The 26,868-nt window shown below is 42.0% G+C and carries 24 protein-coding genes and 2 tRNA genes; 17 read left to right on the plus strand and 9 right to left on the minus strand.

From position 1 onward, the window contains the following. Positions 1 to 100 precede the first annotated feature (100 nt). Together HWQ23_RS23265 and HWQ23_RS23270 are read right to left on the minus strand one after the other, a co-directional pair. Positions 101 to 2,521: a sucrose synthase gene (locus tag HWQ23_RS23265; protein ID WP_292833457.1), complete on the minus strand. Its 2,421-nt coding sequence runs from the start codon at positions 2,519 to 2,521 to the stop codon at positions 101 to 103. A gap of 1,093 nt (positions 2,522 to 3,614) precedes the next feature. Continuing rightward, positions 3,615 to 3,687 (minus strand) — tRNA-His (locus HWQ23_RS23270). Positions 3,688 to 3,812: 125 nt separating this feature from the next. On the opposite strand from HWQ23_RS23270, the gene HWQ23_RS23275 reads away from it, so the two are divergent. The 3 genes from HWQ23_RS23275 (at position 3,813) to cobA (HWQ23_RS23285) (ending at position 6,008) form a co-directional block, all read left to right on the plus strand. After that, the gene (locus tag HWQ23_RS23275) at positions 3,813 to 4,196 is read left to right on the plus strand and encodes a DUF4359 domain-containing protein (RefSeq protein WP_292833460.1); all 384 of its coding nucleotides are present in this window, start codon (positions 3,813 to 3,815) and stop codon (positions 4,194 to 4,196) included. A gap of 289 nt (positions 4,197 to 4,485) precedes the next feature. Continuing rightward, complete coding sequence (locus HWQ23_RS23280; protein ID WP_292833463.1) at positions 4,486 to 5,232, plus strand: sirohydrochlorin chelatase; 747 nt, start codon at positions 4,486 to 4,488, stop codon at positions 5,230 to 5,232. Then, positions 5,229 to 6,008 carry a uroporphyrinogen-III C-methyltransferase gene (gene cobA, locus HWQ23_RS23285; protein WP_292833466.1) on the plus strand — a complete coding sequence of 260 codons (780 nt, stop codon included), beginning with the start codon at positions 5,229 to 5,231 and terminating at the stop codon, positions 6,006 to 6,008. Before HWQ23_RS23280 ends, cobA (HWQ23_RS23285) begins: the two co-directional genes overlap by 4 nt. A gap of 76 nt (positions 6,009 to 6,084) precedes the next feature. On the opposite strand, the gene HWQ23_RS23290 is transcribed toward cobA (HWQ23_RS23285), so the two are convergent. Beyond that, positions 6,085 to 6,705: a hypothetical protein gene (locus HWQ23_RS23290; protein WP_292833469.1), complete on the minus strand. Its 621-nt coding sequence runs from the start codon at positions 6,703 to 6,705 to the stop codon at positions 6,085 to 6,087. A 453-nt stretch (positions 6,706 to 7,158) separates the two neighbouring features. On the opposite strand from HWQ23_RS23290, the gene HWQ23_RS23295 reads away from it, so the two are divergent. The 11 genes from HWQ23_RS23295 (at position 7,159) to HWQ23_RS23345 (ending at position 19,384) form a co-directional block, all read left to right on the plus strand. After that, the gene (locus tag HWQ23_RS23295) at positions 7,159 to 8,115 is read left to right on the plus strand and encodes a homogentisate phytyltransferase (RefSeq protein ID WP_292833472.1); all 957 of its coding nucleotides are present in this window, start codon (positions 7,159 to 7,161) and stop codon (positions 8,113 to 8,115) included. Between the two features lie 3 nt (positions 8,116 to 8,118). Next, a complete protein-coding gene (locus HWQ23_RS23300) occupies positions 8,119 to 8,592 on the plus strand; it encodes a tetratricopeptide repeat protein (protein ID WP_292833475.1) in 474 nt (157 codons plus the stop codon). A 122-nt stretch (positions 8,593 to 8,714) separates the two neighbouring features. Continuing rightward, complete coding sequence (locus tag HWQ23_RS23305; RefSeq protein ID WP_292833478.1) at positions 8,715 to 9,008, plus strand: PAS domain-containing protein; 294 nt, start codon at positions 8,715 to 8,717, stop codon at positions 9,006 to 9,008. Beyond that, positions 8,998 to 9,246, plus strand: coding sequence for a response regulator (locus HWQ23_RS23310; protein ID WP_334886829.1), 249 nt, complete (start codon positions 8,998 to 9,000; stop codon positions 9,244 to 9,246). Before HWQ23_RS23305 ends, HWQ23_RS23310 begins: the two co-directional genes overlap by 11 nt. A gap of 493 nt (positions 9,247 to 9,739) precedes the next feature. Then, a complete protein-coding gene (locus tag HWQ23_RS23315; RefSeq protein WP_292833481.1) occupies positions 9,740 to 10,969 on the plus strand; it encodes a tetratricopeptide repeat protein in 1,230 nt (409 codons plus the stop codon). 53 nt (positions 10,970 to 11,022) lie between these two features. Beyond that, a complete protein-coding gene (gene cobA / locus HWQ23_RS23320; protein WP_292833541.1) occupies positions 11,023 to 12,678 on the plus strand; it encodes a uroporphyrinogen-III C-methyltransferase in 1,656 nt (551 codons plus the stop codon). 112 nt (positions 12,679 to 12,790) lie between these two features. Then, positions 12,791 to 12,916: a hypothetical protein gene (locus HWQ23_RS23325; protein ID WP_292833484.1), complete on the plus strand. Its 126-nt coding sequence runs from the start codon at positions 12,791 to 12,793 to the stop codon at positions 12,914 to 12,916. 11 nt (positions 12,917 to 12,927) lie between these two features. Beyond that, positions 12,928 to 13,530: a hypothetical protein gene (locus HWQ23_RS23330; protein ID WP_292833487.1), complete on the plus strand. Its 603-nt coding sequence runs from the start codon at positions 12,928 to 12,930 to the stop codon at positions 13,528 to 13,530. A 397-nt stretch (positions 13,531 to 13,927) separates the two neighbouring features. Further along, a complete protein-coding gene (locus HWQ23_RS23335) occupies positions 13,928 to 14,473 on the plus strand; it encodes a PadR family transcriptional regulator (protein WP_292833490.1) in 546 nt (181 codons plus the stop codon). Positions 14,474 to 14,505: 32 nt separating this feature from the next. Then, entirely contained in the window at positions 14,506 to 17,934 is a 3,429-nt protein-coding gene (locus HWQ23_RS23340; protein ID WP_292833493.1) for an efflux RND transporter permease subunit, read from the plus strand. A 103-nt stretch (positions 17,935 to 18,037) separates the two neighbouring features. Next, positions 18,038 to 19,384, plus strand: coding sequence for an efflux RND transporter periplasmic adaptor subunit (locus HWQ23_RS23345; protein ID WP_292833495.1), 1,347 nt, complete (start codon positions 18,038 to 18,040; stop codon positions 19,382 to 19,384). Between the two features lie 205 nt (positions 19,385 to 19,589). Here the strand turns inward: HWQ23_RS23345 and HWQ23_RS23350 are convergent, their stop codons facing one another. The 4 genes from HWQ23_RS23350 to HWQ23_RS23365 all read right to left on the minus strand — a co-directional run bounded on the left by HWQ23_RS23350 (position 19,590) and on the right by HWQ23_RS23365 (position 24,272). Continuing rightward, on the minus strand, positions 19,590 to 20,159 hold the full coding sequence (locus tag HWQ23_RS23350) for a Uma2 family endonuclease (protein ID WP_292833498.1): 570 nt from the start codon (positions 20,157 to 20,159) through the stop codon (positions 19,590 to 19,592). Positions 20,160 to 20,170: 11 nt separating this feature from the next. After that, positions 20,171 to 22,243, minus strand: coding sequence for an AAA family ATPase (locus HWQ23_RS23355; RefSeq protein ID WP_292833500.1), 2,073 nt, complete (start codon positions 22,241 to 22,243; stop codon positions 20,171 to 20,173). Further along, positions 22,240 to 22,413: a hypothetical protein gene (locus tag HWQ23_RS23360; RefSeq protein WP_292833503.1), complete on the minus strand. Its 174-nt coding sequence runs from the start codon at positions 22,411 to 22,413 to the stop codon at positions 22,240 to 22,242. Before HWQ23_RS23360 ends, HWQ23_RS23355 begins: the two co-directional genes overlap by 4 nt. Positions 22,414 to 22,847: 434 nt before the next feature. Further along, on the minus strand, positions 22,848 to 24,272 hold the full coding sequence (locus HWQ23_RS23365; RefSeq protein WP_365742433.1) for a DNA phosphorothioation system restriction enzyme: 1,425 nt from the start codon (positions 24,270 to 24,272) through the stop codon (positions 22,848 to 22,850). Between HWQ23_RS23365 and HWQ23_RS23370 the strand changes: the two genes are divergently transcribed. Next, a complete protein-coding gene (locus HWQ23_RS23370; RefSeq protein WP_292833509.1) occupies positions 24,203 to 24,454 on the plus strand; it encodes a hypothetical protein in 252 nt (83 codons plus the stop codon). The two genes, HWQ23_RS23365 and HWQ23_RS23370, sit on opposite strands and share 70 nt — an antisense overlap. A 57-nt stretch (positions 24,455 to 24,511) precedes the next feature. Here HWQ23_RS23370 and lexA read toward each other — a convergent pair whose 3' ends face one another. Beyond that, positions 24,512 to 25,117: a transcriptional repressor LexA gene (gene lexA, locus HWQ23_RS23375; protein WP_292833515.1), complete on the minus strand. Its 606-nt coding sequence runs from the start codon at positions 25,115 to 25,117 to the stop codon at positions 24,512 to 24,514. A 238-nt stretch (positions 25,118 to 25,355) separates the two neighbouring features. After that, positions 25,356 to 26,276, minus strand: a complete 921-nt coding sequence (gene argF / locus HWQ23_RS23380) for an ornithine carbamoyltransferase (RefSeq protein ID WP_292833518.1) — start codon at positions 26,274 to 26,276, stop codon at positions 25,356 to 25,358. A gap of 244 nt (positions 26,277 to 26,520) precedes the next feature. On the opposite strand from argF, the gene HWQ23_RS23385 reads away from it, so the two are divergent. Continuing rightward, positions 26,521 to 26,592: transfer RNA gene (locus tag HWQ23_RS23385), tRNA-Thr, on the plus strand. Between the two features lie 30 nt (positions 26,593 to 26,622). Continuing rightward, the coding region (locus tag HWQ23_RS23390; protein WP_292833521.1) for a DUF29 domain-containing protein at positions 26,623 to 26,868 on the plus strand (246 nt) is incomplete at its 3' end.

Genomic DNA, 26,868 nt, shown 5'->3' on the forward strand with positions numbered 1-26,868 from the left:
GGGTTAAGTAGAGACTAGCAATTGCTAGTCTCTACATACCAAAAATCCTTAATCCAAGCGTATTGAGTTAAATATGGAACAGCTTATCCCTTCTAACTTATTATCGGTACTTATGCTGCTCTAATAGCTGTTGCGCTCTTGGCTTGTAAATTAAATAGAACAAAGCCTCAAGATAACGCAGCAAATCTTCCCGATTCTCCTTCGAGGTAAAGTTCCAGAAGCCATAAATCCGTGCTAATGATAACAGCTTGGTAGTGTGAATTTTCCAAGTATAGGTGCTATAAACCCGGTCAATTCCTCGCTGCGAAATTTCATTCCAATAGTTAGGATTCTGTTCGCATTTTGTGATAAATTCCACAATTTTTGTGGCTGTGTCATCTAAATTCGTTGGGTTAATCAAAAAGCCATTAACCTTATCTTGAATAATCTCCAGTGGCCCACCAAACTGGGTGGCAAAAGTTGGTAATCCTGAAACCATCGATTCTAAAATTGTCAACCCAAAAGCTTCAAATAAAGCTGGTTGTACAAAAATTCCCTGATGATCGGCAATGACTCGGTAAATTTCACCAGAATCAGTTTTAGTCAGGCGCACACCCAGCCAACGAATCTTTCCGTGGAGATTGTACTCCTCAATTATTTGGTAGAGTTTGATAATTTCGTCACGTTCTTCGTTGTCGCCTGATTCTTCGACGCGCAATTTACCCGCCACCAAAATTAAATTGCAATGCTCTTGTAATTCTTTACTTTGACCATAACATTCAGCTAAACCTGTGAGGTTTTTGATGTGGTCAAGACGCGCCATTGAGAAGAGAGGGCGCTTGTTAGGATCGTCGAGTTTGCCAAAGATTTGCGTGGGGTCTTCCAGAGTAAAGAGTGTTTCTGCAAGGCGTTGGCGATCGCTCTCTACTCGGTCTTTAGTCCGGGTGTAGGGGAAGTAATTATTTTCGTTTACTCCCGGCGGTACGACATTAAATTTGGGACTAAATAATTCAATGCCATTGGTCACATGGTACAACTCCGGCATAGTGAAGCACTTATAAGACTCGTACTGTCCCACGCTATCCGGTGTTCCGACAATTTCTTGGTAGGTGCTGCTGACAACAAAATTAGCAGCATTCATTGCAATCAAATCAGCTGTGAATTGCAATGAAAAATGATATTTCTCCTCTAATTCTTGCCAGTAGAGGTTACTGAACAAGTATTTAGATTTCTCCAAAGCATGGGCAACATTGCATTGGGTAACTTTCAGCCGTCGCGCCAGCAAGAATGCCACTAAATTCCCATCAGTATAGTTTCCAACTATTAAGTCAGGTGTGCCTTGAAATTCTGCCCGTAGTTCTCTTTCTGAATCAATGGCGAAAGTTTCTAGATAAGGCCAAAACTCAAACCGGGAAATCCAGTTTTGAGTCATGTTAGGATTAAATTCCCGTAAAGGCACTCGCAAAATCCAGGCATTTTCCGTACCGTGGACTTTTTCTAGCCGTTGATTACAAAGGGTGCCATCACTATTGGGAATCAAGCGGGTGAGAATAATTACCTTTGGCTCGACATTCAATTTCTCTAAACCCGCAAGCAGGACATCTTCTTGTAGCTGCTTCTCTAGACTCTTTGCCTGGTCAAGGACGTAAACTACCTGACCGCCAGTATCGGGACGCCCCAACACTCCCTCTTGCCCAAACCAACCGTGAGCTGACACCAAGACGATTTTAAAAATCATCGGAACCCGTGAAATGAAGGCTTCTAGGGTCTGAGGATCGGCAGAATCAATCAATTCATCGAGAATATTTAAAGTTTCCCGCACTCGCCCTGCGGTGTTACCCCAACCCGGTTCAAAACCCATTGACTGCAATTGGAATCGGAATTGTTCGTAGGGTTCATCTTCGGGGCGATTATTAACAAAACCGATAGCTTTCTTAACTTGCTCGGAAAGTTGCTGCTGTGATTGAATGCGATCGTTAAGCAGCAGTTGAACACCGTTGTAGTGGTGCAGCCGCAAGAAATTCAATAAGCTGTCCAGCAATTGTTTGGAGTCTTGAAATAGTTGGCTGGATAGATAGCGGTTGAGAAATTGTACCCCCTTACCAATATTTTTGGGGTCGCGGATTGTTGGAGAGTAGTCATAAAACGGGCCGAAGTCCAATTCTAGCAGGTCGCCCTCGTTAGGATGATATTTGTTCACCAAGCGATCGCGCATATCCAACAGATCCTGCACCGTCATCGGTTCAATGCTCAAGTCTGATGTCAACCGATAAACTTCTTGGCTGGCAATCTTAGAACGGATAATCAAACAAAAGTTTGACTCCTCCTGAATAATTTCCTGAGTATAGTAAATAAGTTTGCCTAACTCAGAGGTAGCGTAAAATTCCTCAGGTTTCTGGGACTTTGAGCAATACTCACTATATACATTAAGTATGTCGTTCCGCAGTAAGTACTTCTTTTCTTGTTGGCGTAATTCACTAAGAAAGGAACGCAAATCACTTTTTTCTTCACTATCTAAGACTGCTTGAAGCAATTCAGACATAGCAACTCCACTAGATGACGATGTTTGTATTGTTGACTTTCAAGACGAGACAAATAAGCCTCTACCTTTTCTTAAACCACATATAAACACGAAATAACACAGATAAATCATATTTATCTGTGTACCTATAAGTAGCAACTTTTCAGATTGCACTTAAATCGTGTTCTGCTTTAACTAAAGTATCTATGACTCAATCTTTATGGATCTAACTAAAGGAATACAATTTTTATTTCTTTTGATAGAGGTTAGGAAAAAACTCTCTAAAAATAATTTGGGCACAACCTGTCACGCCCTCAACTACTTGATTTATTCTTTACTATATCATTTATTTGGGTGTATCTGATTATCAACACCCCGTTAACAATTCAAAATTCAAACATGGTTTCATCAGGGAATTTAAACATAAGTTAACAGCTTGTGACCACACTATAGACAGCATTGTGATTATCTCTTTGCTTGCCTTCTGTTGGCTGACTTTTATGATTATTCGTGTGTTCAAAAATTCAAAAACTTCTGAAGCTCAAATTCCCGACTTCTTGGAGAAGTCGGGAATCTTAATATAAAAAGGGTGTGAATAATTAAAGGTTTATAGTCAGTTAGGGTTTAATTAATTTTACATTGCGTAACATAGTTTGATTTATTCTTGCCCACTTATATCATTTCCGGTAAATTAGTTGTGATATGTCATTGCGTTCGCTTCTCTACGAGACGCTGTGCGAACGGGAGCAATGACAAGTGTTTAACCGGACATGATGATATTACTTATCAAATTTTTTTACACTATCGTCGTTGTATAGACACTTACTCTTGCAAAGAAGCAAGCTACGCAAAGCCTCTCCTTGGCGCAGCCTCTCGTAGAGAAGAGTTGTGGCTTGTTATAAGACATTGCACACCTAATTTTCATTTAGGAAGTAGATTTGCTTATATACATCAACTTATTGATAAGATAAGCTAATAAATCATCGTAAGTTTGCAACCCTTTCAAGTCCCTGAACTCGTAGAGAGCAGATCCTTTCGGAAGTAATGGTTATCAATGTTCACAACCAAAACCCATATTCTATAGTAATATATGAATCACTATGAAATTATATAGGGCGAACGATGGGAATTGAACCCACGAATGGTGGTACCACAAACCACTGCCTTAACCACTTGGCTACGCTCGCCATTCAACAATTTCAATTATAGCAATTATTTGGCAAGCGAGCAAGAGTTTTTGTTAAAGGAACGGACTCAGTTGATTTAGAGTCTCCCGAATCTAAGTGATTATAATGAATTTTAGTTGGCAAACATGAAACCCTTAACCATCATTGCATATACTGGAGCAGCAGCAGGACTCGCCGCCTTGGGTGTGACAATGGCGAAGACCAATCCCAGTCAGGTTAAATATGAAGAATATGCAGTACAACGGCTGACAAAATACTTAAAAACCGATGTATGTAAAAAAACCACGAATATTATAGAAAATTTAATCCGTTTTAATTGTGATAAGTTGGTTGACTCGGCTAACCCGCAAATGCAAGAAATTATTGCCAAGACTACAGAAAGACAAAATTACATTATTTTTAGCATTTACCGTACAGATTTAAAAATAAATTCTTGGATACCTTCTTACAAATTTGAAACAGTGGCAGCTTTTGATCAATTTTATACTTACACTGCCGAACAACAATAAGGCAAGGAGCAGAGGCAGAATATAAAAGTGATTAAGAATACTTCTATTTAGTAATTGATAATAGTTTCAACGATCGCCAGAGTACTTGTAGCGGTTATCACTTCGGTGCCATCCAGTCGTCACCTCGCCCCGTATTTGAGTAAAGCAAACACTCCCCTTTGATCTCACAAAGAGGGGTTGGGGGTGAGGCTGAATAATGTACTTCATGGAAACGAGAACTGCTATATTACTACCAGCTTAAGATTAAGTAAGATATGAGAATTAGTAACTGAGAGTTGAAGCTTTGCCGATGTCATCTGCCTATCTGCTAGTATCTCACGGAAGTCGCGATCGCCGCCCAGAAATTGCTATGCAGCAACTAGCAAAGCTGGTATGTCAGAAATTGCCAAAAAATCACAATCCATTAAATAGCGAACATCTGGTTGGCATAGCTGTTTTAGAAATGAGTCCTCAGCCTTTGCATGAGCAGATTCAAGAATTTGCCAAGAGCGCTTTTGGCGATTGCACACTGTCTCAAAACGAGAATCGCTTAAAAATTGTACCGCTATTTCTGCTGCCGGGAGTGCATGTCATGACAGATATTCCCGCCGAAGTAGCACTTGCACAACAGGCTGTTGGTCAAGATATCATGATTGATCTGCAACCATACTTAGGTTCTCACCCAGATTTGGAAAAATTACTGGCAAAGCAAATTGCTACTATAGAAGCACAAGCATGGATTTTGTTAACTCATGGTAGCCGTCGCCCCGATTCGGAAAAACCAGTCCAAGCAATAGCAAGAAGTTTGGGAGCAGTGGCTGCTTATTGGTCTGTACCTGGTAGTTTAGAATCACGGGTGAAAGAGTTGGTAGCTTCTGGTTATAAAGAAATTGCAATTTTGCCATACTTTTTATTCGCTGGTGGAATAACCGATGCGATCGCCGCCTCAATAGAGGAACTAAAATTACAATTTTCTGCGGTGAATTTCCAATTGGCAGAACCACTGGGAGCAAGTGCAGAATTAGCCGAGTTAATTTGGGATTTAATAGATAGATGAACCGCACAGAAAAACAGGAGAACAAGTATTTGGGAAAGGTTTATTTAGTAGGTGCGGGGCCAGGAGATCCAGGACTAATCACCCTGAAGGCGAAAGGTTTATTGGAATGTGCAGATGTAGTTATCTATGATGCCTTAGTCAGTCCAGCAATTCTGGCAATGATTAATCCCCAAGCAGAGCAAATTAATGCTGGTAAACGTGCGGGGAGACATTCGTTGTTGCAAGAAGAAACAACTCAATTGCTGATTGATAAAGCGCAGGATCATGCAATTGTGGTGCGCTTAAAGGGTGGCGATCCGTTTATTTTTGGTCGCGGTGGCGAAGAGATGGCAGAATTAGTCAACGCGGGAATCTCAACGGAAGTTGTGCCCGGTATCACATCCGGGATTGCAGCCGCCGCCTATGCAGGTATCCCTTTGACTCATCGTCTGTATAGTTCATCCGTGACATTTGTTACGGGTCATGAAGCGGCGGGTAAGTATAGACCGCAAGTGAATTGGAATGCGATCGCTCAAGGTTCTGAAACGATTGTAATTTATATGGGAATTCACAATCTGCCTTATATTCTGGAACAATTTAGAGCAGCTGGGTTGAATTTAGAAACGCCGATTGCTTTGGTGCGTTGGGGTACGCGACCAGAACAAGAAGAATTGATTGGTACTTTAGAGACAATTGTAGAGCAGGTAGAGCAAACTGGATTTGGTGCGCCTGCGATCGCAGTCATTGGACAGGTAGTAAATATGCACAGTATTTTGTCTGCTTGTCGTCCAGTTTGATGGTTGACCCAAAAAAAGAAAAATCACAAGTGTAGAGAAAGCCGTTTAAATGGCGGAGTTTTGCTCTCCAGGGTCTTTAAGTTTCTCGAATCCAAAATGCCAATCCTCCTCCCCTACCGCGAGCTGCAATAAAATCTTTCGTCACTGAAAAGAAGCCAAAGAAGGGCAGTTTAGCTATGGGCTGGTTGTAGAAATCTTCTGTTTTAACTTTACCAAAACGGATTGGTCTGTTGTAAACAACACGACCAAACAGACTGATAAGCATGTGGTTAAAATCAAACGCCAATAAATTTTTCTTAGTTGAATATTGCACTGGCCCCGTGAGCTTTAACAAAACTGGGCCAAATTCAACCTGATTAACAATTTCGCCTCTGCTTGAATCTTCTGACAAAATGGGATTAAAGGAAACATAAACTGTTATAAACTTGGGTACATAGAAACCCTTGCCTAATAGAATTCCCCCGCGCTTTCTGACTTTATTAGTGCCAGTGACAAAGGAAAGTTGCCATTTACCTAAAAGAGACTCAAACGGATAAGTTAACCGTTGCTGCTTGGCAGATTTTTCTGCTTTTAGCAACGCATTTACTAATATTTCAGGACTAGGGCATCTGCCTCCCTGCCCTCGATACGCAACCGCAGCATAGGATAGCAGGGTAACAAAGTTAAATGTCGCTGTAAATTTTAAATCAGCCGTCATAAAAGCACTCTGGATTTAACTATTTCTTTGGTTTATTGAAGAGATTGTACCGTTATCGGGAGTCGGGAAGAAGTATTCTCATGGTTGGTTGTAAGATTTTATCGGCATTGAAACCCAAAAACTACCAACCTCTGGTTCGTGGACTGCTGCCGAATTAGACTAAACTGTTCCACATTTAACTTGCTGCCATTAGGGTGGGCAAGATGCCCACCCCACAAGAGTTAGGTTTAAATTGGGTTATGCTTTCTTAGATGTTTTTCAGCTTATAGACAGCAGGCCCTAAATGGGCATTCCCATGCTTTGGCTGCCAAGGAGATAATGTCATGTCACCTTGACAGGACTAATCCTGCCCCCCGATGAAAATACAGTGCGTCTAGACCTTTGGCTCTTGTTAATGACCAAATTCTGTAACAATGGTTAACAATAAGCCAGAATACTGAATCTAAGCTACTCATGAGCCAGAGTTCTCAAAACAGCCCTTTGCCACGCAAAGCCGTTCAATCATATTTCCATTGGTTATACGCTTTCTGGAAATTCTCTCGTCCTCACACGATTATTGGTACAAGTCTGAGTGTGTTGAGTTTGTATTTAATTGCCATTGCTGTTTCCTCGACTGGATTTTCTGGCATTCCACTGAGTCGGGTTTTGGGCGCATGGATTGCTTGTTTGTGTGGCAATGTCTATATTGTGGGGCTAAATCAATTAGAAGATGTTGATATTGACAAGATTAATAAGCCTCATTTACCGTTGGCATCAGGTGAGTTTTCCCAACAGACGGGGCAATTAATTGTTGCTTTGACTGGGATTTTGGCGCTAGTTGTGGCGTGGCTAACTGGGCCATTCTTATTTGGTATGGTGGCGATTAGTTTGGCGATTGGTACTGCTTATTCTTTACCGCCAATTCGCTTGAAACAGTTTCCATTTTGGGCAGCGCTATGTATTTTTTCGGTGCGCGGCACAATTGTTAATTTAGGATTGTATTTGCATTATAGTTGGGTGCTGAAACAAAGCCAAGGAATTCCGCCCGTGGTGTGGGCGCTGACATTATTTATCTTGGTGTTTACCTTTGCGATCGCTATCTTTAAAGATATACCAGATATGGAAGGCGATCGCCTCTATAATATCTCTACTTTCACTATCCAACTCGGTTCGCAGGCTGTGTTTAATCTGGCTCTTTGGGTGATAACTGTCTGCTATCTAGGAATAATTCTAGTTGGTGTGCTAGATATAGCCTCAGTTAACCCTATATTTCTGGTAATTGCCCATTTAGCGCTGCTAGCTTGGATGTGGTTACGGAGTTTGGCTGTAGACTTACAAGATAAAAGTGCGATCGCTCAATTCTACCAATTTATCTGGAAACTCTTTTTTATCGAATATCTGATTTTTCCTATCGCCTGTTTTTTGGCTTAGACAATGCTAGAAACCTTTCCCACTAGTTCTATTATTCCTGCTGTTGTAGTTGTTCTCAGTCTATCAATACTTGGCTATTTCGCTTGGAAAACTTTGATTACCTCAGACTTGTTTCAAAAAGGAATCAATCTTGCTCAAGAAAAAGATTACCAAGGCGCAGAAGCAGCGTTTCGCAAAGTGATTTCCCTCAACTCTACTAATGATGTGGTGCGCTTGTTTTTGGGAGATGTTTTAAACCAGCAAGGCCAAGTAGAGGAAGCAACAGAATTATTCCGGGAAGTGATTCGTCGCAGTCCGAAAAATCCTGATGCTTACTTGCGTCTGGCAAATATTCTCATGCAGCAAGAGCGAGAACAGGAAGCTAAAACTAACCTGCTACAAGCTAAAGATTTATTACAAAAACAGCGCCAACCTGAAAAAGCTAAAAAAATCGCTGAACTGTTAGATAAAATGAGTGCTAAGTCAAGTAAATCTTAAGTTGAATGAGATTGCGGAGATTAAATTTCCTTGTTCCGTCTCCTAATTTTATTTTTTTACCATTCCCATCATCATGTTGAGAATGGTTTTTATTTTGCGATTTCTCAGTGTTTGCCTTAATTATGCCCGCAATCTTTGCAAGTTTGACCACTCCCTTCATTGCCCTTACATTTAATCAAAATTGGTGTGAATACACTGGGCTAACATTAGAGCAATCCTTGGGTTCTGGTTGGTTGACTGCATTGCATCCAGATGATATCCAAAGTGCTGATGAAATTTGGTCTAATGCTGTAAAAAATAAGACTATATATAACAATGAATATCGCTTTAAACGGGCTTTTGATGGCTCCTATCGTTGGCAGCTAGCGCGAGGTTTTACAAACCTTAGCAGAGGTAAAGTCAGATGTGTTGGTTAGCGATATTGGGATGCCCGATATGGATGGCTATATGTTAATACATCAAGTAAGAACTTGGACACCAGAACAAGGTGGAGAAATTCCAGCAATTGCCTTGACTGCCTTTGCTAGAAACGATGACCAGGAAAAAGGACTAAAAGCTGGGTTTCAGATGCATTTACCCAAGCCTCTTAACCCAGAAGAATTAATTGCAGCCATTGTTCAATTTATGGAAACAAAAGCATCAGCGATTACCTAAAAAACGGCTTTTTCCTACTAATAAAGCTCCATTTATTGTGTACAAATGGACAATTATATCAGAGGATGTTTGAAAAATCTAATTTTTACTAGCCGGGCGACTAGAAGTCGCGGCTACACAGACAAAACCCACCTCCGTGGGTTAAAACCTTGATTTTTCCTTAGTCCACGGAGGTGGACTACTCTGCGAGACGCTGTTCGCATTCGTTTGTGTAGTAGCGTTCGCGTCAGCGTGCCGCAGGCAATTCTATTCGCCCAATACTTTTCAAACAACCTCTCAGACTACACTTGTATCAAGTTAGGTTAATCACTTATAATTCCTGTTATAGTCCCGCCAAACCTATGCTTTTACTCCCCAAAGAGCAAGCTCTTCGGGGATGGGGTATTTTTATCAAAAAGATGGGTCTAAAACCCTGTCATAAAAGACGGCTTTAAGTTTTGTGGCTCTTGTCTTTATCCCCGTTACCGTAAACCAAGCAGATAAGGTAATAAAAATGCTGAAAAACAAGAATATACTGGTAGCAGCTATTATCTGCTTGTGTTTGAGTAATGCTAGTAGTGGCTTTGGTAAAGATGTTGGGGTTGTTTTATCAAAAATTGATGACTCCGCACAGCCCGCAATTCCTCAGAACAAAAACGCAGTTGCTCACTTTGAGCAAGGAACCAATCTCTACAAACAAGGAGATTTAAAAGGAGCAGAGGCGGCTTTTAAGAAAGCAATTAAACTAGAACCGAACTTTGTACAAGCTTATATTGCTTTGGCAAATACTCTCGACGATCAAGGGAAACCACAAGAAGCGATCGCTCTTTACAAAAAAGCCATTAGCCTCGATCCGAAAGACGCTGGAGCATACTTTAATTTGGGTTTGACTTTAGCAAGACTCAATCAGTTAGAAGCTGCGATCGCCCAATATAAGCAAGCCCTCAGCCTTGAACCCAAGTATGCTGAAGCTCAGTATAACTTAGGAAATGCTCTGTACGCTCAAGGCAAACTAACAGAAGCAGTCATCGAATATACAGCAGCCATTCGCCTCAAACCCAGCTATGCCCCAACTTATGCGCGTCTGGGAAATGCTCTGTACGATCAAGGTAAGCTGGCAGAAGCAGTTACCCACTACAAAAAATCCATTAGCTTTGATCCCAACTATGCAGACGCTCACTATTACTTAGGGAACGCCTTGTACGCTCAACGAAAACCACAAGAAGCAGTCGCGGAATATATAATAGCCATTCGCATTGAACCGAAAAATACAGTAGCTTATAATGCCTTGGGAAATGCTTTTTACGCTCAAGGCAAACTAGAAGAAGCGATCGCACATTACAAAAAAGCCATTAGCTTCACTCCCAACTATGCAGACGCTCACTATAATTTAGCAAGCGCTTTTTACGCTCAAGGCAAGCTAGCAGAAGCAATCGCCGACTATACCGAAGCGATTCGCCTTGATCCCAAACATGCACAAGCTTACACGGGTTTGGGAAATGCGATGGACGATCAAGGTAAACCTCAAGAAGCGATCGCACATTACAAAAAAGCCATTAGCCTCGTACCCAACGATGCATTCACTTACTATAATTTGGGAATCACTTTAGGAAGACAACAACAGCCACAAGAAGCGATCGTTAATCTTAAAAAAGCCAGAGAGTTATTCAAAGCTGCGGAAAACAAAGAGATGGTTGAGCAAATTGATCAGTTAATCCAAAAAATTAATACCCGGACGAATTGAATAAAGGGCATGGGGAGTGGGGAAGAAGAACTATTGACAAATGACAAATGGACATGATTCAAGAAAGGGGCAAAGTTTACCTCGTAGGTGCTGGGCCTGGAGATGTAGCATACCTAACAGTAAAAGCTTACAATCTCTTAGCTACTGCTCAGGTTTTAATCTACGATGCCCTGGTAGATGCTCAATTATTGCAGTGCGTACCACCTGATTGCTTGAAGTTAGATGTCGGCAAACGCGGTGGTAAACCCAGTACAACCCAAGCACAGATTAACAAGTTACTAGTAAAGTATTGCCAGCAAGGAAAACAAGTTGTACGGCTCAAATCAGGCGATCCGTTGATTTTTGGGCGTTGCACTTCCGAAATTGAAGCGTTGAAAGCATCTGGTTGTGATTTTGAACTAGTACCAGGAATTTCCTCAGCCCTTGCAGCACCTTTGCTAGCAGGAATTCCCCTGACAGATCCGGTGTTGAGTCGCACTTTTGCAGTATTTACAGCTCACGAACCAGAGGTTTTAGACTGGGAGGCACTGTCACGCTTAGAGACACTGGTAATTTTGATGGGAGGGCAACATCTGCCAGAAATTGTACATCAACTGGTGCGACACGGGCGATCGCACTTAACACCCATTGCGATCATCCGTTGGGCAGGAACTCCTGATCAACAAATTTGGATAGGGCAACTGGGCAATATTCTGGAACAAACCACCGAATTATCCCTTTCTCCAGCAGTAATTGTGATTGGCGAAGTTGTTGGGCTACGCAAGTACTTACAACCTGAGAATATATATTTAGACGAAATTATCAGGCATTCCCAGCCAGAACCTGGGAGCGAGAGTACTCCTACACCCCAACCTATGTTAAGTAACTTCCCCCCCTCTTCCTCATCTCCCTCATCTCCCTCATCCCCCTCATTCCCTCTTCCCCTGACTGGCAAAACAATCCTGGTGACACGTTCAGTCGGACAGTCGAGCCAATTTAGCGATCGCCTGATCGCATCAGGTGCAACAGTCATCGAAATGCCTACCTTAGTAATCGGCCCGCCCTCCAGTTGGGAAGCTTTGGATAATGCGATCGCTCATTTATCTGACTTCGACTGGTTAATTCTCACTTCTACTAATGGCATAGACTACTTTTTTGAAAGGCTAATCGCCCAAGGTAAAGATACCCGTGCCTTAGCGGGCGTCAAAATTGCCGTTGTTGGCGAGAAAACAGCCCATAGTCTCAAACAACGCTCTCTGCAAGCAGATTTTATTCCCCCCAGCTTTATTGCGGATTCTTTAGTGGAAGATTTCCCAGACAAACTGGATGGTAAAAAGGTTTTATTTCCCAGAGTTGAAAGCGGCGGAAGAGAAGTTTTGGTTAAGGAATTAACTGCCAAGGGAGCAAAGGTGATAGAAGTTGCCGCATATCAATCTTGTTGTCCTAGTGGTATTCCACCTGTGGCAGAGTTAGCTCTCCAAAACCGCAAGGTAGATGTGATTACCTTTGCCAGTTCTAAAACTGTACAATTTTTCTGTCAACTTACTGACAAAATATGTTCTACCAACTCTGATGCTAGCCAATTATTAGAAGGAGTTTGTATTGCCTCTATCGGCCCCCAAACCTCTAAAACTTGTCATGCTTTATTCGGACGTGTAGATGTAGAAGCCCAAGAATATACTTTAGATGGTTTAACCCAAGCACTGATAACATGGGCGACAAATTATTAGTACAGCTTTGCATAAAATCGGGGCGAATTGAGGGTTATATCGCACCCTGAAATAGGTGATTTATCTGCCTGATTTTTAGCACCTCACATTTTCGCGTTGCTCCCTTCAAGATATGGAATGGCAACCATTGATTCTCGAAGTAGAAGGATATTTAAAAGACTTACTGGCAAAAGAAGGTATCAGCCAAGCAAGTATCTTCTATCGTCGGTCTTTACAGCTTCAGCAGAAAATTCTTTAGATTAAAAACTTATGCCTTATAGTAAATTCACTCTTAGTAAAGCTGTAGAGGATTTCCAACTCACAATCGTTGAAGGGGATCGTTTCCTGCCAGAAATTCCCTCACTCACCCCTACCCCTTTGCTTGTGGATATTCTTAAAGAAACAATTCCTTGGGCGATCGCAGTCAGTAGCGAGAAAGCCCGTTCTGAGGGCATCATTAATCCTGTGTTACTGGAGGTAAAACGCCAACTTAAAGGACAGATTAGCGTTTTCTCTGGTGAGGAATTCAATGTAGAACCGGAGGCTGAACTCACTGGCTATATTGACTTTCTGATTAGTCGTTCCCCAGAACAGCTATTTATCAAAGCTCCTGCGGTTATTCTAGTGGAAGCAAAGAAGGAAGACCTGAAACCAGCGCTAGGTCAATGCCTCGCCGAAATGGTTGCAGCTCAACGCTTTAACCAACAAAAGCAACAGCCGATCTCGACGATTTACGGAACGGTTACTAGTGGCACGGTTTGGCGGTTTCTAAAGTTAGAAGGGCAATGTGCGTCCATTGACCTTACAGATTACCCTCTCCCTCCAGTTGAGCAAATTTTGGGTTTTCTCGTTTGGATGGCGCAGAAGGGCTAATGACTGTTGCCATAATATATATAGGACTCGTATTTGATTTTTGAAAAAAATCACTACACCCCAAAAAGGCTTCTTCCTTACTCCCTACTCCCCACTCCCTACTCCCTGTCTACGCAAATAATTATGGCTACGCCACGCTGCGCGAACAAAAATCAAAGTAGAGACGCGATTAATCGCGTCTCTGCTATATGAGAGTAGGAAGACTTAAGTTTCTCCCCCAATCCTCGTCTTCCCCTGCTTGCCTCAACTGATAACTTTCTTAACCCAACCCTTGCGGCTTTGCCCCCAATATGCATCCGGCGGCATCACATAGAATCCTGACAAATGAGCCTTAAGTACTTGGCGAAAAAGACTCTATTTGATATTGTTGATTAACATATCAAATTGATATAGCAAAATGCTGAAGCTGGCAGTATTAGGACTCTTACAGCGAGAGCCTTTAAATGGTTATCGACTCAAACAGCAACTAGAGATGTTTATGAGTTGCAGTATTTGTGTCAACTATGGCGGGATTTATCCGCTTCTCAAGCGTATGGAAGAACAAGGTGAAGTGATGCTATGTGCCGAACAGGTACAAGAAGATGGGCAGTGTGGAAAGATATATCAGATTACACCCCACGGCAAAACCACTTGGTATCAAGAGATGCTGGCATATCCTCATGAAAGTTGGGTGAATGCGCGATCGCGATTTTTAATCAAATTTTTTTTCTTTGGTTATTTATTACCCGAAGAACGAGTGCAGTTAATTGAACATCGATTGATGTCATGTCGGTTACGCCTGGTAGACAAAAAAGCACTTGAAGTTACTGATGATTTATATCAAGCGAAATTACAAAAGCGTGTAATTGAAGTTATCCAATCGGAGATTGGGTGGCTAGTTGAGCAACTCCAAACAGAACAACTCCAATTAGCTAAAATGTCAACTTCAGCAAAACAGCTTTAACATCCAAAACTTTTGAAGTATCCTAGCTAACTATGTGGATCGTCAAAATTGCTTTACGTCTTCCGTATACATTCGCGATCGCTGCTTTGATGATAGTGATCCTGGGTGTAGTCACGATATTTAGTACACCAGTTGACATCTTTCCCGCAATTAACATTCCGGTAGTCAGCGTAGTTTGGACTTACACTGGTACGACATCTGAGGAAATGGCACAGCGAATCGTCACCATTAGCGAACGCGCCATGACAACAACAGTTGGTGACATCGAACACATTGAATCTCAATCTTTGAGTGGTGTTAGTGTCGTCAAGGTTTTCTTCCAACCCAACGCTAATATCGCCTCAGCCGTCGCTCAAATTACCTCTGTCAGCCAAACAATTCTCCGCCCTTTGCCACCTGGGATCACACCGCCATTCATCATTCAATACAACGCTTCTAGTGTGCCGATTATCCAGATGAGTGTCAGTAGCAAAACCTTACCGGAAGAAGCACTCTTCGACTATGCTACCAACTTCGTCCGCACCCAATTAGCAACAGTGCAAGGGGCGAGTGTACCTCTGCCTTATGGTGGTAAACCTCGGCAAATTATGGTTGATATCGATCCCCAAGCGATGTTGGCTAATGGCATTTCTGCCCAAGACGTGACTAATGCTGTCAGTGCCCAAAATCTGGTCTTGCCCGCAGGTGATATGAAGATAGGCGATCGCGACTTCGCCGTACAAATCAACAATAGTCCAGATGTGGTGTCAGCCCTCAACGACTTGCCAATTAAGCAAGTTAATGGGACTGTGACTAAAATTCGTGATGTCGCGCAGGTAAGAGATGGCTTTGGTGTGCAATCAAACATTGTACGTCAGAATGGGAGACGATCAAGCTTACTTAGTATCCTTAAGAGTGGCAATGCCTCAACGATTGATGTGATCGAGCGGGTAAAAAAAGCTTTGCCTCGCATCCAATCCACCTTGCCCCCAGAACTGAATTTAGCGTTTTTGTTCGATCAATCTATATTTGTAAAAGCTTCTATTCAAGGCGTTCTCAAAGAAGGATTGATTGCAGCATGTCTCACCGCGCTGATGATTTTGATTTTCCTGGGAAGTTGGCGCAGCACTGTAATTGTAGCCGTATCGATTCCCCTGTCGATGCTGGTTTCGATCATTGTGATGAGTCCTTTGGGACAAACTTTTAACATCATGACCTTAGGTGGTTTGTCCTTAGCTGTTGGTATTCTTGTAGATGATGCCACAGTAGAAATTGAAAATATCCACCGAAATCTCGGACAAGGTAAACCAATCAAGCGAGCAATCTTAGATGGGGCGCAGCAAATCGCCACTCCAGCACTTGTAGCAACATTATGTATTTGTATTGTCTTTGTACCGGTCGTGTTTCTCAGTGGAGTGGCAAAGTACCTATTTGTCCCGCTAGCGATGGCGGTAGTATTTGGGATGCTTGCTTCCTATGTGCTATCTCGGACTGTAGTTCCGACAATGGCCAGCTATCTTTTACCACAAGAAGCAGACTGGCATAGAGAAAGCGAGAATCATAATGGTCATAGCGATCGCCATCATCTAGATTCGCCAGTCCAAAACGATAATGGTCATGGCGACAACCATCATATAATAGATTCGCCAGTCCAAAATAATAATGGTCATAGCGACAACCATCATATAGATTCGCTAGTTCAAAACAATAATGGTCGCGACAACCACCACCAAAATTCAGAGACAACAACGAAAACTGCCGAACCTGTTAAGAAAGATTGGATATGGCGGCTACACGAAAAGTTTAACCGACAATTTGAGAAATTTCGCAGTTGGTACTACAATGTCCTGGCCTCAGCATTAAATCACCGCCGTATAGTTTTTGTGCTGTTTGGTGCATTTATTGTCAGTGCAGGAGTTTTATTGCCGTTCGTCGGTCAAGACTTTTTCCCGGAAGTCGATGGTGGTCAGTTTAGCCTACATGTTCGAGCCTTACCTGGTACTCGTTTGGAAGAGACAGAAAGAATTGTCAGCCAAGTCGAAGGCGTTATCCGCCAGACTGTACCGAAAGACAATCTCTCTCTGATTTTGGATAATATCGGCTTACCCACCAGTGGCATTAACCTTACCTATGGCTACAACGGTGCCACAATTGGGCAGGCTGATGCTGATATTCTTGTTTCCCTAAAAGAATCTGGTTCAACTTTTTCTTACGTCAAGCAACTCCGCCAGAAATTGAAAGCGACATTTCCCAACTACACCTTCTTTTTTGAGCCGGCTGATATTGTGACTCAAATTCTCAATTTCGGTTTACCTGCTGCTGTTGACGTGCAAATATCTGGCCCTCTGAAAAACTCAAAGGGGAACTTTGAAATTGCCCAACAAATCGCAGCACGGATGACGCGCGTTCCTGGCGCTGTAGATGTACATCTCCAGCAAGTTGTCGATGCTCCAAAATTACGTCTTGATGTAGATCGCACCGAGGCTCAACAACTGGGTATGACCCAGCGTGATGTTGCCAATAGCGTCCTCACTTCCTTAAGTTCAAGCGGTCAAGCCGCAATCAACCAATGGCTTGATCCCAAAAAAGGCGTGAGTTACACCCTTGCTGTACAAGTTCCCCAGTATAAAATTAACTCTATTGACAGCCTGAAAAATACGCCAGTTGGCAACGCTCAAACTGCACCTCAACTTTTGGGTAATTTGGCTACTGTCAAACGCGACACAGTGATGCAAGTTGTCAATCACTACAACATTCAGCCAGTTTTCGATATCTACGCTAATTCCTCTGGTCGCGACCTTGGGGGAGTTGCCCGCGATGTAAATCGAATCATCGCTGATTATCAGAAAAAATTGCCTAAGGGTAGTCAGATTACTATCCGAGGGCAAGTGCAAACGATGAACTCTTCCTTTCTAGGACTTGGTTTAGGACTTGTGTTTGCAATTGTGCTGGTTTACTGCTTAATGGTAGTGAACTTCCAATCTTGGCTCGATCCCCTGATTATTATGATGGCGCTGCCAAGTGCCTTAGCAGGGATCATTTGGATGCTATTTGTCACCCGTACCACCCTGAGCGTTCCTTCATTAATGGGTGCAATTATGAGTATAGGTGTGGCGACATCAAACAGTATTCTAATGATCACTTTTGCAAATGAGCAGCGTCAGGAAGGGGAAAATGCCTATAAAGCAGCCCTAGCGGCGGGCTATACAAGATTGCGTCCTGTGTTGATGACTGCCTTAGCCATGCTTATCGGGATGGTGCCAATGTCTCTCGGTCTTGGTGAAGGTGGTGAACAGAATGCACCCTTGGGTCGCGCTGTAATTGGCGGCTTATCAGCTGCAACAGTCGCTACTCTGATCTTTGTACCTGTCGTATACAGCATTATGCGGCGTCAACAACCTCGTCCTGTTGATGATGACGATTTAAATTTCTCAGATCCGCAGGCAGCATACTCGTTATCATCATCTCAAGGCAAATCATGAGCAATTCCAAGTAAGGCTACAAAAAAAATAGTCAAAGCCAATCATGGTAATGACTCTAGCTGCTAAAATTCTGCTTTCTTAGATAATATGGGACAGTTTACCTATGGATTCTCAGCATCGTCCATCTCCTGATTCTGAAGAACAAACGACTTCTAGAAAACAAAAGCGCGGCATTAGTGGAATTGGTTGGGCTGTAATTGGTGCTGTTTTCTTTGCTAGCCTACTGGCCATAGGTATTCTGCCTCGGTTAAGCCAAAGGTCAGAATTACAAGCAGCAGTTAAGGAAGCAAGCACCCTACCCACAGTCAATGTGATCACTCCCCGTCGTGCTACTGCTAGTACCAAATTGGAACTAACTGGCAATGTTGTAGCCCTTAACCAAACGACCATCTACGCTCGCAGTACTGGGTATTTGCGGCGGTGGTACGCAGACATTGGCGATCGCGTCCGATCTGGTCAGTTATTGGCAGAGATTGATTCACCAGACACCGATCAGCAAGTTCTGCAAGCGAAGGCAGAATTAGTGCAAGCACAAGCTAACGTGCTTCAAACTCGTGCTAATTTAGCTAAAGGTATTTCTGATTTGAAGCAAGCCCGCGCTAATCTATTGATAGCACGTCAGACTTGGCAGCGCTGGCAAGTTCTTGTCAAGCAAGGTGCAGTCGCTCAACAAGAAGCAGATACAAAATATGCTACATATCAGGCTAATCTTGCCAACGTTGAGGCAGCACAAAACACTGTTAATTCCGACTCTGCGAACATCAAAGCAGCACAAGCTAACGTCTACGCAAGTCAAGCAAACTTCCAGCGTAATACGGTATTGCAGTCTTATAAGAAAGTCACTGCTCCTTTTGCAGGAGTGATTACCGCACGTAACGTAAATACAGGTGTTTTAATTTCAGCAGGTAGTGGCAACAGCAATAGCAGCAACACCAATACCAGCAATACCAGCCTTTATACTATTGCCGCTTATGACAATCTAAACGTAAATGTGAGTGTTCCACAGAGTTTATCACAGTCACTTCAGACTGGTCAAACAGCACAAATTACAGTCAGAGAGTTACCACAACGAGTGTTTACGGGTAAAGTAGTGCGTACTAGCAACGCTATAGATCCAAATACTCGCACTTTGCTGGCACAATTAGAAGTGCATAATTCCGACGGGACGCTGCGACCTGGGATGTATGCCAATGTCAAATTTGCCATTAACCGCAGCCATCCTCCCTTTGTTGTGCCAGATAGTGCCTTAGTCGTTAACGCCGGAGGTACGCAGGTAGCAACTGTAACTAAAGACCAAATAGTGCATTATCAAAAAGTTGCCGTTGGGCGAGATTATGGTACTGAAATAGAAATTACATCAGGTCTGACAGGAAATGAATCGCTAATTGCCACTCCTACGGTTGATGACACAGAGGGTTTGCGCGTGCAGCGAGTTGCACAAACAAAGTAGACTCATTTCTGATATCAGGTTTGGTTAAAAAGTTCCGAGTTAGATGCTTATTAAATTGGCATTTTAACTATAGCCCTACTTAATCATTCGTGAACAACTAGATCCCCGACTTCTCTAAGAAGTCGGGGATTTGAATCTTGTGATTTTCAAAAATCAAATAGGATTGCTATATGAGTTAAGTATACCATGTACTGAAGATCCAAAATTATATTGGAAACTGAACATCTTCGTAAACCAAAGAAATAGGAAAGTGGAAATCAACACTAGTTAAATGAACTTCATCCCCTTCTTCATAAGGATGTAACTCCCAAATCCCTTTGTCATTTATACGAAAGCAATCTAAACTGATTTTTTCAGCATCAATGAGGACATATTCTTGTAAAGTCTGGATACGGCGATACTGCATAAATTTCCCGCCTCTGTCGTAAGCTTCTGTACTAGGAGAGAGAACTTCGACAATTAAACAAGGATACTGAATAAATTTAATCGCTTGTTTGTCTCTTGGATGACAACTCACCACAACATCCGGGTAGTGAAAAGACCCTTTCTCCGATACGCCTACTTTTGCATCTGCTATATTGACACGACACGCACCACCCCGAAGGTGGCTTTTTAATGCCGAAGCCAAGTTGAAAGCTATATCATTATGGGGAATAGTACCTCCAGTCATAGCAAAGACTTCACCATTGATATATTCGTATTTAATATCTTGGTGTTCTTCCCATTCCAGGTATTCCTGGGGAGTCATATACTTTGCGTCTGGACTCGCAACCATAACTTTATCCTTTAAACATTACGTTCAACCGCGATAATTTCAGTATATTCATACTCGTTCGGACTTTGTTTCACCAAAGGATATCTTTCCCCACCCAACTCAATATAATCTTGTTCGCAATCCGGCTTAGATGAATAATACGTAAGCACATATTCTCTACCGATTCTGTGTGTCATTTCTGCTTCTACTTCACCCCGCCACTGAGTCTTAGTAACTAAAACTATCAGCTGATTCGCTAATTCCGGAATTGTCTTCGCAATGTGTCGCCGCGAACTTTCATCTAAACTACCAAAAGGTGAATCCATGACAATTGGAAAAGTGCTACTATCGGGAATCATCATCATTTTTCGTTTCTCGCTCCATTCCCTTACTTTGTCAATAATGCTGGCAATAAAAGATAAACTGAGAATTTGATTCTCCCCGGTGGATGCTGCAACTGGTGCTTCTATACCTGTGGTATTTTCTACTAATGTCAGTTCATATTTATCGCTAATTTTAGGAATGTATGGAGTCACAGAAATTTCTGTGAATATCTCTTGGACTCGCTTTTCTAGTTGCAGGCGAAATTGTTGTTCTTGACGATTTCTAACTTCCGTTAACCGTTCGATTGCATCTTGAGTAGCGTTAATTCGTCGCTGTGCTAAAGTTTGCTTGTCTTCATTCAGCTTTTGTTTAGCAATTTGTTTGTTTAAACCTTCAATTTCAGTTGTGAGTTGAGCAATTTGCTGCTGATTTGCACCCTGTTCTCGATTTAATGCATCAATTTTACTTTCAATTTCATCTAACCGTTTTTGCAAACTGCTAATTTCTTCATTAGCATCTTTTCGCAACCGTTCTTGAATATTATCTAAATCGCCTTCAGCTTGAGATATGCTTTGCCTTAACTGATTAATCCTAGTTTGTTCTCTATCAACTTCTTCCCAAAAACCTATAGCTTGCTTATCAATTTCATCTACTTGAGCTATCATCCGAATTGCAGTTTCTTCCACCGCCGAAGAACCTGCTTTATTTAACCAGGTACTCACATGAATATGAGAATGATTACCCTCGTGTAATTCTGCACCACAAATACAGCGTTGAGAATTGAGTAAATCATTGACGAATTCCCGCGAAATTCCTGATGTTAACTCGCCTCGCTGCTTCAAATCATTGATAATTCCTCGGAACTGTGCTGTAGTTTCTGACAGTAAAACGGTATAACCCCGCGCAGAAATAACTTTTTTCAGCGCTTCTTTAGTTTTTTTATATTCTTCTTGATTTGCCGCTTTCTGCGATTCTAAATTCTGCCATCTTGATTGCAATTCCTTCGCAGCACTTAGTTCACGCAAACGGTTACTTGTCTCTTTTTTAAAAGTTTGTTGAGATTCTAACTCTTCTTTAATCTCTATTTGCCGTTTGGTAATGTGTTCACGCTCTCGTTCTATCTTTTCTTGCTGTCGTAATAGTTCTTTAGTTTGGGAATCACCAATAGCTTTTAACTCATTTTCTAGAGCTTTTTTAGCATCTCCCAAATGTCTGATGGAACGGTTGATTACCTCCACACCCAAGAAAATTTTTGTAGCTTCGGCAATTTCAGCTTTTTTATCGGAACGAACTATTTCTTCGATTCGTTCGCCGTCAAAGAAAAAATATTGATGTAAAGTAGCGGGTAAAATTTGATTAATTATATCGTCTGGTTGCTGATTTGGTATATTCCATTTGCCATCGTCCCCGCCAACCCACATGGTTAATTGAGTTTTGCCAGCCTCAAAATCAGTTTCGTTTTTATAACCCCGACAGGCGCGTTTAACTCGATAGCGTTTACCTTCATGTTCCCAGCCAATTTCTACCCAACATTCTACAGCTTGACTTTTTTGAGCTTCTGCGATCGCACGCTTATTTACTAACTGTTCTATTGATGCAAACGCCGCACTAAATTTATCATACAATACCCATGTAAAGGCATTCAATAAACTGGTTTTTCCAGAGCCATTATTGCCATGAATAATCGTCGTGTTCTGAACATCTCCCCCAGCCAGGATCATCTCTGGCGTCGTACCATAAAAGGAGCGAAAGTTGCAGAGCTTGATTGAAGTTAGCCTCATCGCACCTCTTCCTTAATAATGTCCAAAATATGATCGTTTATATGGCTGTTAATCTTTTTATCTAGCCTGCCTTTTTCCAGCTTCCATACCCGCTCAATAATTTGCCGTACTTCCGGCAAAGCGCTGGTAATTGGCTCCTGCACATCATCGATATTCGCCTCTTGTGACATATTGGCTTTTGAAATATACTTTTTCTATATTTTAACTTTCTCTAGTGCTGTATTTACCTCCGTAAAACCACTGTTTGCGTTATCTTTAATTTTTGGAAAAAATAGTTTTTGCAAATTTATAATTTTCTTTGAAAAACCACTTTATTCTTTAATCGTTTTCTGTTATTATTTATATTAATAATTTTCTTTATAATGGAATGTGACTAGCTTTAAAGTTTTTACTTACATTCAATTATGATCAAACTCATAATCTTATTATTTCATACTTAATGCTTCTTTTTTCTAGACTAAAAAAAATTTTACAAAATAATACAAATATAGCAATCCTAGATGAGTTATGAGAATTGAAGGACAAAAATCCCCGACTTATCAAATAAGTCGGGGATCTTGTTTATCACGAATGATTTAAGATTGCTATATTGTCTGGTTAATCATCAAATATCTAATAACCCATATCGCTTTTGTAAATCCAGTAATTTCATTCTGGCAACGCCTGCATTATCAGCCAAATCAGCAAACTCCACAAAGCGACGCAATTCCTTTTTTAACAAATTACGCTCAACTTCTATCGTTTCTCTATCTAAATCTGGTGGTAAAACAATCATGTCAAATATAGTAGCGCGTTCCTTAGCAGGATGAGGACGCAAAACTCGCCCCCGTCGTTGGATAAATTGACGGGGATTACCAGAACTTGATAAAATCACCGCAGTTTGAATTGCCGGAATATCAACACCTTCATCTAAACACCGAATTGCTACTAAACCCTGCAACTCCCCGCTTTCAAATTGACGGCGCAATATTTCCCTTTCTTGTAAAGATGTTTGGGCTGTATAGGTGCTTACCTTATACCCTAAATCCACCCCCAGAATTTTAGCAACAGCTTTAAGTTGACGTAGAGATGAACGTTGTCCCGCATCCTGCGAACCATCACTACAATAAAAAAGAGTGTGAGTAGTTTCGCGGCGAGTTGCCATTAAATCCCGTAAAGCATTTAATTTATTTTCCGCCGCACCAATTAACCTTGCCCGTTGCATCAACAATGGCTTTAAATCTTCATTGTCTTCAAAGTTCCCCGCTTCGCCATTTTCTCGATCCCGATACAGTAGCGATCGCCCAATTCTTTTAGTTAACTTTAAATAGGCAATACTTTCTGCTTCAGTTAACTCTACCAACACCGGATAATACAGATAATGTACCAAAGCACCTTGAGCGATCGCATCCCTCAAAGTGAACTCTGGCTGGAGAACTGGGCCAAAATAATCAAATAGGGATTGCGTACCAAAATCATCAAAATATCTTTCTGGTGTGGCAGATAAAGCCAATCTCAACCCAACACCGCGCGGTAAACTTTCTTCTAACTTGGGTGCGCCTAAATTATGCGCCTCATCCCCAATAATTAAAGTTTTGGCAGGAAAATATTTGAGTTGAGACTGAAATCCATCTCCAATTAAAGTGGAATTCGTAGTAATCACCGTGACAAACCGTTGAGAACCAGAACGCAGATTATAAATTTGCGTAGATAGTTGACTTTGCCAAGTGCGTAAATTCTCAAAAGCTAAAATTGGTTGCAAATTAAATTTTTCACATTCTCGCGCCCATTGGGTGACAAGATGACGGTAGGGACACACCACCAACAACACTTGTAAATTAATCTGCTGATATAATTCACAAGCGATCGCTAGTGCAGTAATCGTTTTACCACTACCAGTAGCCATTTTCAGCGTCCCTCTGCCATTGTTGGAAAACCAGCTAGCGATCGCTTGTCGCTGATATTGCCGCAATTGCAGAGATGGAGGCATTCTTGGGCATCCTGGTAATGGTTGCGAAGTGTAATAACTGCCCTTACTTTCCCTTGCAATTGGTAATTTTAATCGAAATGCGCCACGGGGAGTATCCCCGTGGTCACTTTCGCGGAAAGTGGGCAGTTGCTGCACTGGATTTGGCGTCAGGTACATATATTAAAGCAAATGGGCATTGGGCATTGGGCATTGGGCATTGGGCGTTGGGCGTTGGGCATTGGGCATTGGGCATTGGGCATTAGTTATTTCTCCCCCATCTCCCTCATCTCCCCCACTCCCTACTACCCACTCCCCATTACTTAGTTGTAACCGCGCCAAACACCAATCAGTGAACCTTGCACCTGTACTTGCATAGCACTGACTTCAATGGGATTATACTTAGGATTTGCTGGTTTGAGGGTAACGCGATCGCCTTGGCGATAAAAACGTTTTAATGTCGTACCGAATCCATCAACTCTGGCGGCGACGATAGTACCATTTTTTAAATGATTTGGTTCTGCTACTGGACGCAGGAATACGACATCGCCATCAGCAATTAAATCTTCAATCATACTATCGCCAGCTACGCGCAAAGCATAGGTTTGGGGAGGTAATGAGATATTAGAAAAGTCTAGATGATCTACAGCATCAGTAAATGGTTCTATTAAACCACCAGCAGCGATCGTCCCCAAAATTGGTACACCTTGCTTCACAGCACGCAAAATGCGAATCGTTCGTGCTTGGCCTTCAGTCCATTCTATATATCCTTTAGTGCGTAAATGTTCTAAGCGGCTTTGAATTGGTGCTGGTGACTTCAGGTTCATCGCTTGCATCATTTGCCGAATTGAAGGCGAATGCTGGTGCGATCGGATGTATTCTCCTAACCATTCGTAAAGTTCTTGTTGAGCTTCCGTTAGACGTTCCATAAATTTGCGAGAAGTAATTATAAATGTCTCTAGAACATTAGTACTACAAAAAACTCCCTATAACAAGAGAAAAGTAAAAATATGAAAGGCAAAACAAAGAATATTCTCTTTTCTTTTACCCATTTATTTAGGATTTTTAACCAAGAAGTAGTCAGGAGCCAATTGCACACTCGCTATTCTGACTCCTAACTCCTGTACAGACGCGATTAATCGCGTCTCTCCAAACTCCTAACTCTTTTCATTCTGCCCCTAAGATACTGGCAAGTAAAGCTTTTTGGGCGTGTAGGCGATTTTCTGCCTGTTCCCAAACTCGTGATTGCGAACCTTCAATAACTGCCTCGGTAATTTCTTCACCGCGATGGGCTGGTAAACAGTGTAAAACAATTGCCTCTGGATCAGCAAGGCTCAATAACTGCTCCGAAATTTGGTAAGGCTGGAAAATTGGCATCCGATCGCCTGCTTCTGCTTCTTGCCCCATACTCGCCCAAACATCAGTATAAAGTACAGTAGCTCCCTTAGCGGCTAATTCTGGATCATGAGTGAGGAGGACTTCAGTTTTGTTGTTAGCGATCGCTCTTGCTTGTTCTACAATTCTAGAATCTGGCTGATATCCGCTAGGGGTAGCAATTCTAACATTCATCCCCACCAAAGCACAGCCCAACATCAGAGAATTAGCCACATTATTGCCATCACCCACGTAGGTTAAAGTTAACCCAGAAAGAGTGCCAAAGCCTTCTTGAATCGTCAATAAATCCGCTAATACCTGACAGGGATGTTCTGCATCAGTCAGGGCATTAATCACCGGAATCTTGGCATAGTGAGCAAAAGTTTCCAACTCCTGCTGTGCAAAAGTGCGAATTGCCAAAATATCCAGATATCGATCTAACACCCGCGCCGTATCCTGTAAAGGTTCCCCGCGACTAACTTGAGTGACATTGGGGTTGAGATCGATTACCTGTCCCCCCAGTTGATACATCGCCACAGTAAAACTTACCCGCGTGCGAGTTGAAGCTTTGGAGAACAACAACCCCAAAACTTTATTACACTGCAACTTCAACTGTTGTGATTTAAGTTGAGTTGCCAATTGCAGGAGTTCTTGAAGTTCCGTTGGATTGATGTCCGCCAGACTTAATAAATCTCGTCCGATCAACACTGCCATGCTTATGATGTGTAAAGAACGATTATATATTTTTGTTGCTTTACCAGGCGTGTTAATTCATCACAATTGCAAGGCCAGCTTAAACCATCTAGGCGTACAAAAGCAGCGATATTGCCAAAATCTCTGGTCTTTTAGCCTAATTTCTGAAGAGGCAGATATTTTTTAGCGATCGCAGCTAGACAAATAGGTTGATTATGGTACAATTAGAAATTGTGGTTGCTATATTGAAAGAATCGCCAAATTTGCCAGCATAGCACAGTGGTAGTGCATCCGACTTGTAATCGGAAGGTCGCGAGTTCAAATCCCGCTGCTGGCTTTTGTTGATTTTGGCAGCTTTAAATATAAAATGACAGCGCCTCAACCAACTCCTTTTACAGACCAAAGTCTTTATGACCAAGATTTTTATCTATGGATAGAGACAATTGCTAAAAAATTAAAACAAGGGAGATTAGCTGAAGTCGATTTAGCAAATCTCATTGAAGAAATCGAGAGCATGGGAAGAAGCGAAAAGCAAGCACTAGACAGTAATTTGATTTACGCAAGCCGCACACTCGTGACTTCTAGTCATGAGTTAGGCGCTCCATATTTCCAT

Origin of the sequence: Nostoc sp. JL33 (genome assembly GCF_017114985.1) — a bacterium.
Taxonomy (GTDB): Bacteria; Cyanobacteriota; Cyanobacteriia; order Cyanobacteriales; family Nostocaceae; genus Nostoc.

Coding starts and splice junctions, on each gene's coding strand:
- HWQ23_RS23330 (WP_292833487.1), top strand. CDS start 12,928: ATGCCTTATAGTAAATTCACTCTTAGTAAAGCTGTAGAGGATTTCCAA.
- HWQ23_RS23315 (WP_292833481.1), top strand. CDS start 9,740: ATGCTGAAAAACAAGAATATACTGGTAGCAGCTATTATCTGCTTGTGT.
- HWQ23_RS23295 (WP_292833472.1), top strand. CDS start 7,159: ATGAGCCAGAGTTCTCAAAACAGCCCTTTGCCACGCAAAGCCGTTCAA.
- HWQ23_RS23275 (WP_292833460.1), top strand. CDS start 3,813: ATGAAACCCTTAACCATCATTGCATATACTGGAGCAGCAGCAGGACTC.
- HWQ23_RS23370 (WP_292833509.1), top strand. CDS start 24,203: ATGGAGGCATTCTTGGGCATCCTGGTAATGGTTGCGAAGTGTAATAAC.
- lexA (WP_292833515.1), bottom strand. CDS start 25,117: ATGGAACGTCTAACGGAAGCTCAACAAGAACTTTACGAATGGTTAGGA.
- HWQ23_RS23335 (WP_292833490.1), top strand. CDS start 13,928: ATGCTGAAGCTGGCAGTATTAGGACTCTTACAGCGAGAGCCTTTAAAT.
- HWQ23_RS23265 (WP_292833457.1), bottom strand. CDS start 2,521: ATGTCTGAATTGCTTCAAGCAGTCTTAGATAGTGAAGAAAAAAGTGAT.
- HWQ23_RS23305 (WP_292833478.1), top strand. CDS start 8,715: ATGCCCGCAATCTTTGCAAGTTTGACCACTCCCTTCATTGCCCTTACA.
- HWQ23_RS23290 (WP_292833469.1), bottom strand. CDS start 6,705: ATGACGGCTGATTTAAAATTTACAGCGACATTTAACTTTGTTACCCTG.
- HWQ23_RS23360 (WP_292833503.1), bottom strand. CDS start 22,413: ATGTCACAAGAGGCGAATATCGATGATGTGCAGGAGCCAATTACCAGC.
- cobA (WP_292833541.1), top strand. CDS start 11,023: ATGATTCAAGAAAGGGGCAAAGTTTACCTCGTAGGTGCTGGGCCTGGA.
- HWQ23_RS23300 (WP_292833475.1), top strand. CDS start 8,119: ATGCTAGAAACCTTTCCCACTAGTTCTATTATTCCTGCTGTTGTAGTT.
- HWQ23_RS23280 (WP_292833463.1), top strand. CDS start 4,486: ATGTCATCTGCCTATCTGCTAGTATCTCACGGAAGTCGCGATCGCCGC.
- cobA (WP_292833466.1), top strand. CDS start 5,229: ATGAACCGCACAGAAAAACAGGAGAACAAGTATTTGGGAAAGGTTTAT.
- argF (WP_292833518.1), bottom strand. CDS start 26,276: ATGGCAGTGTTGATCGGACGAGATTTATTAAGTCTGGCGGACATCAAT.
- HWQ23_RS23355 (WP_292833500.1), bottom strand. CDS start 22,243: ATGAGGCTAACTTCAATCAAGCTCTGCAACTTTCGCTCCTTTTATGGT.
- HWQ23_RS23325 (WP_292833484.1), top strand. CDS start 12,791: ATGGAATGGCAACCATTGATTCTCGAAGTAGAAGGATATTTAAAAGAC.
- HWQ23_RS23340 (WP_292833493.1), top strand. CDS start 14,506: ATGTGGATCGTCAAAATTGCTTTACGTCTTCCGTATACATTCGCGATC.
- HWQ23_RS23350 (WP_292833498.1), bottom strand. CDS start 20,159: ATGGTTGCGAGTCCAGACGCAAAGTATATGACTCCCCAGGAATACCTG.
- HWQ23_RS23345 (WP_292833495.1), top strand. CDS start 18,038: ATGGATTCTCAGCATCGTCCATCTCCTGATTCTGAAGAACAAACGACT.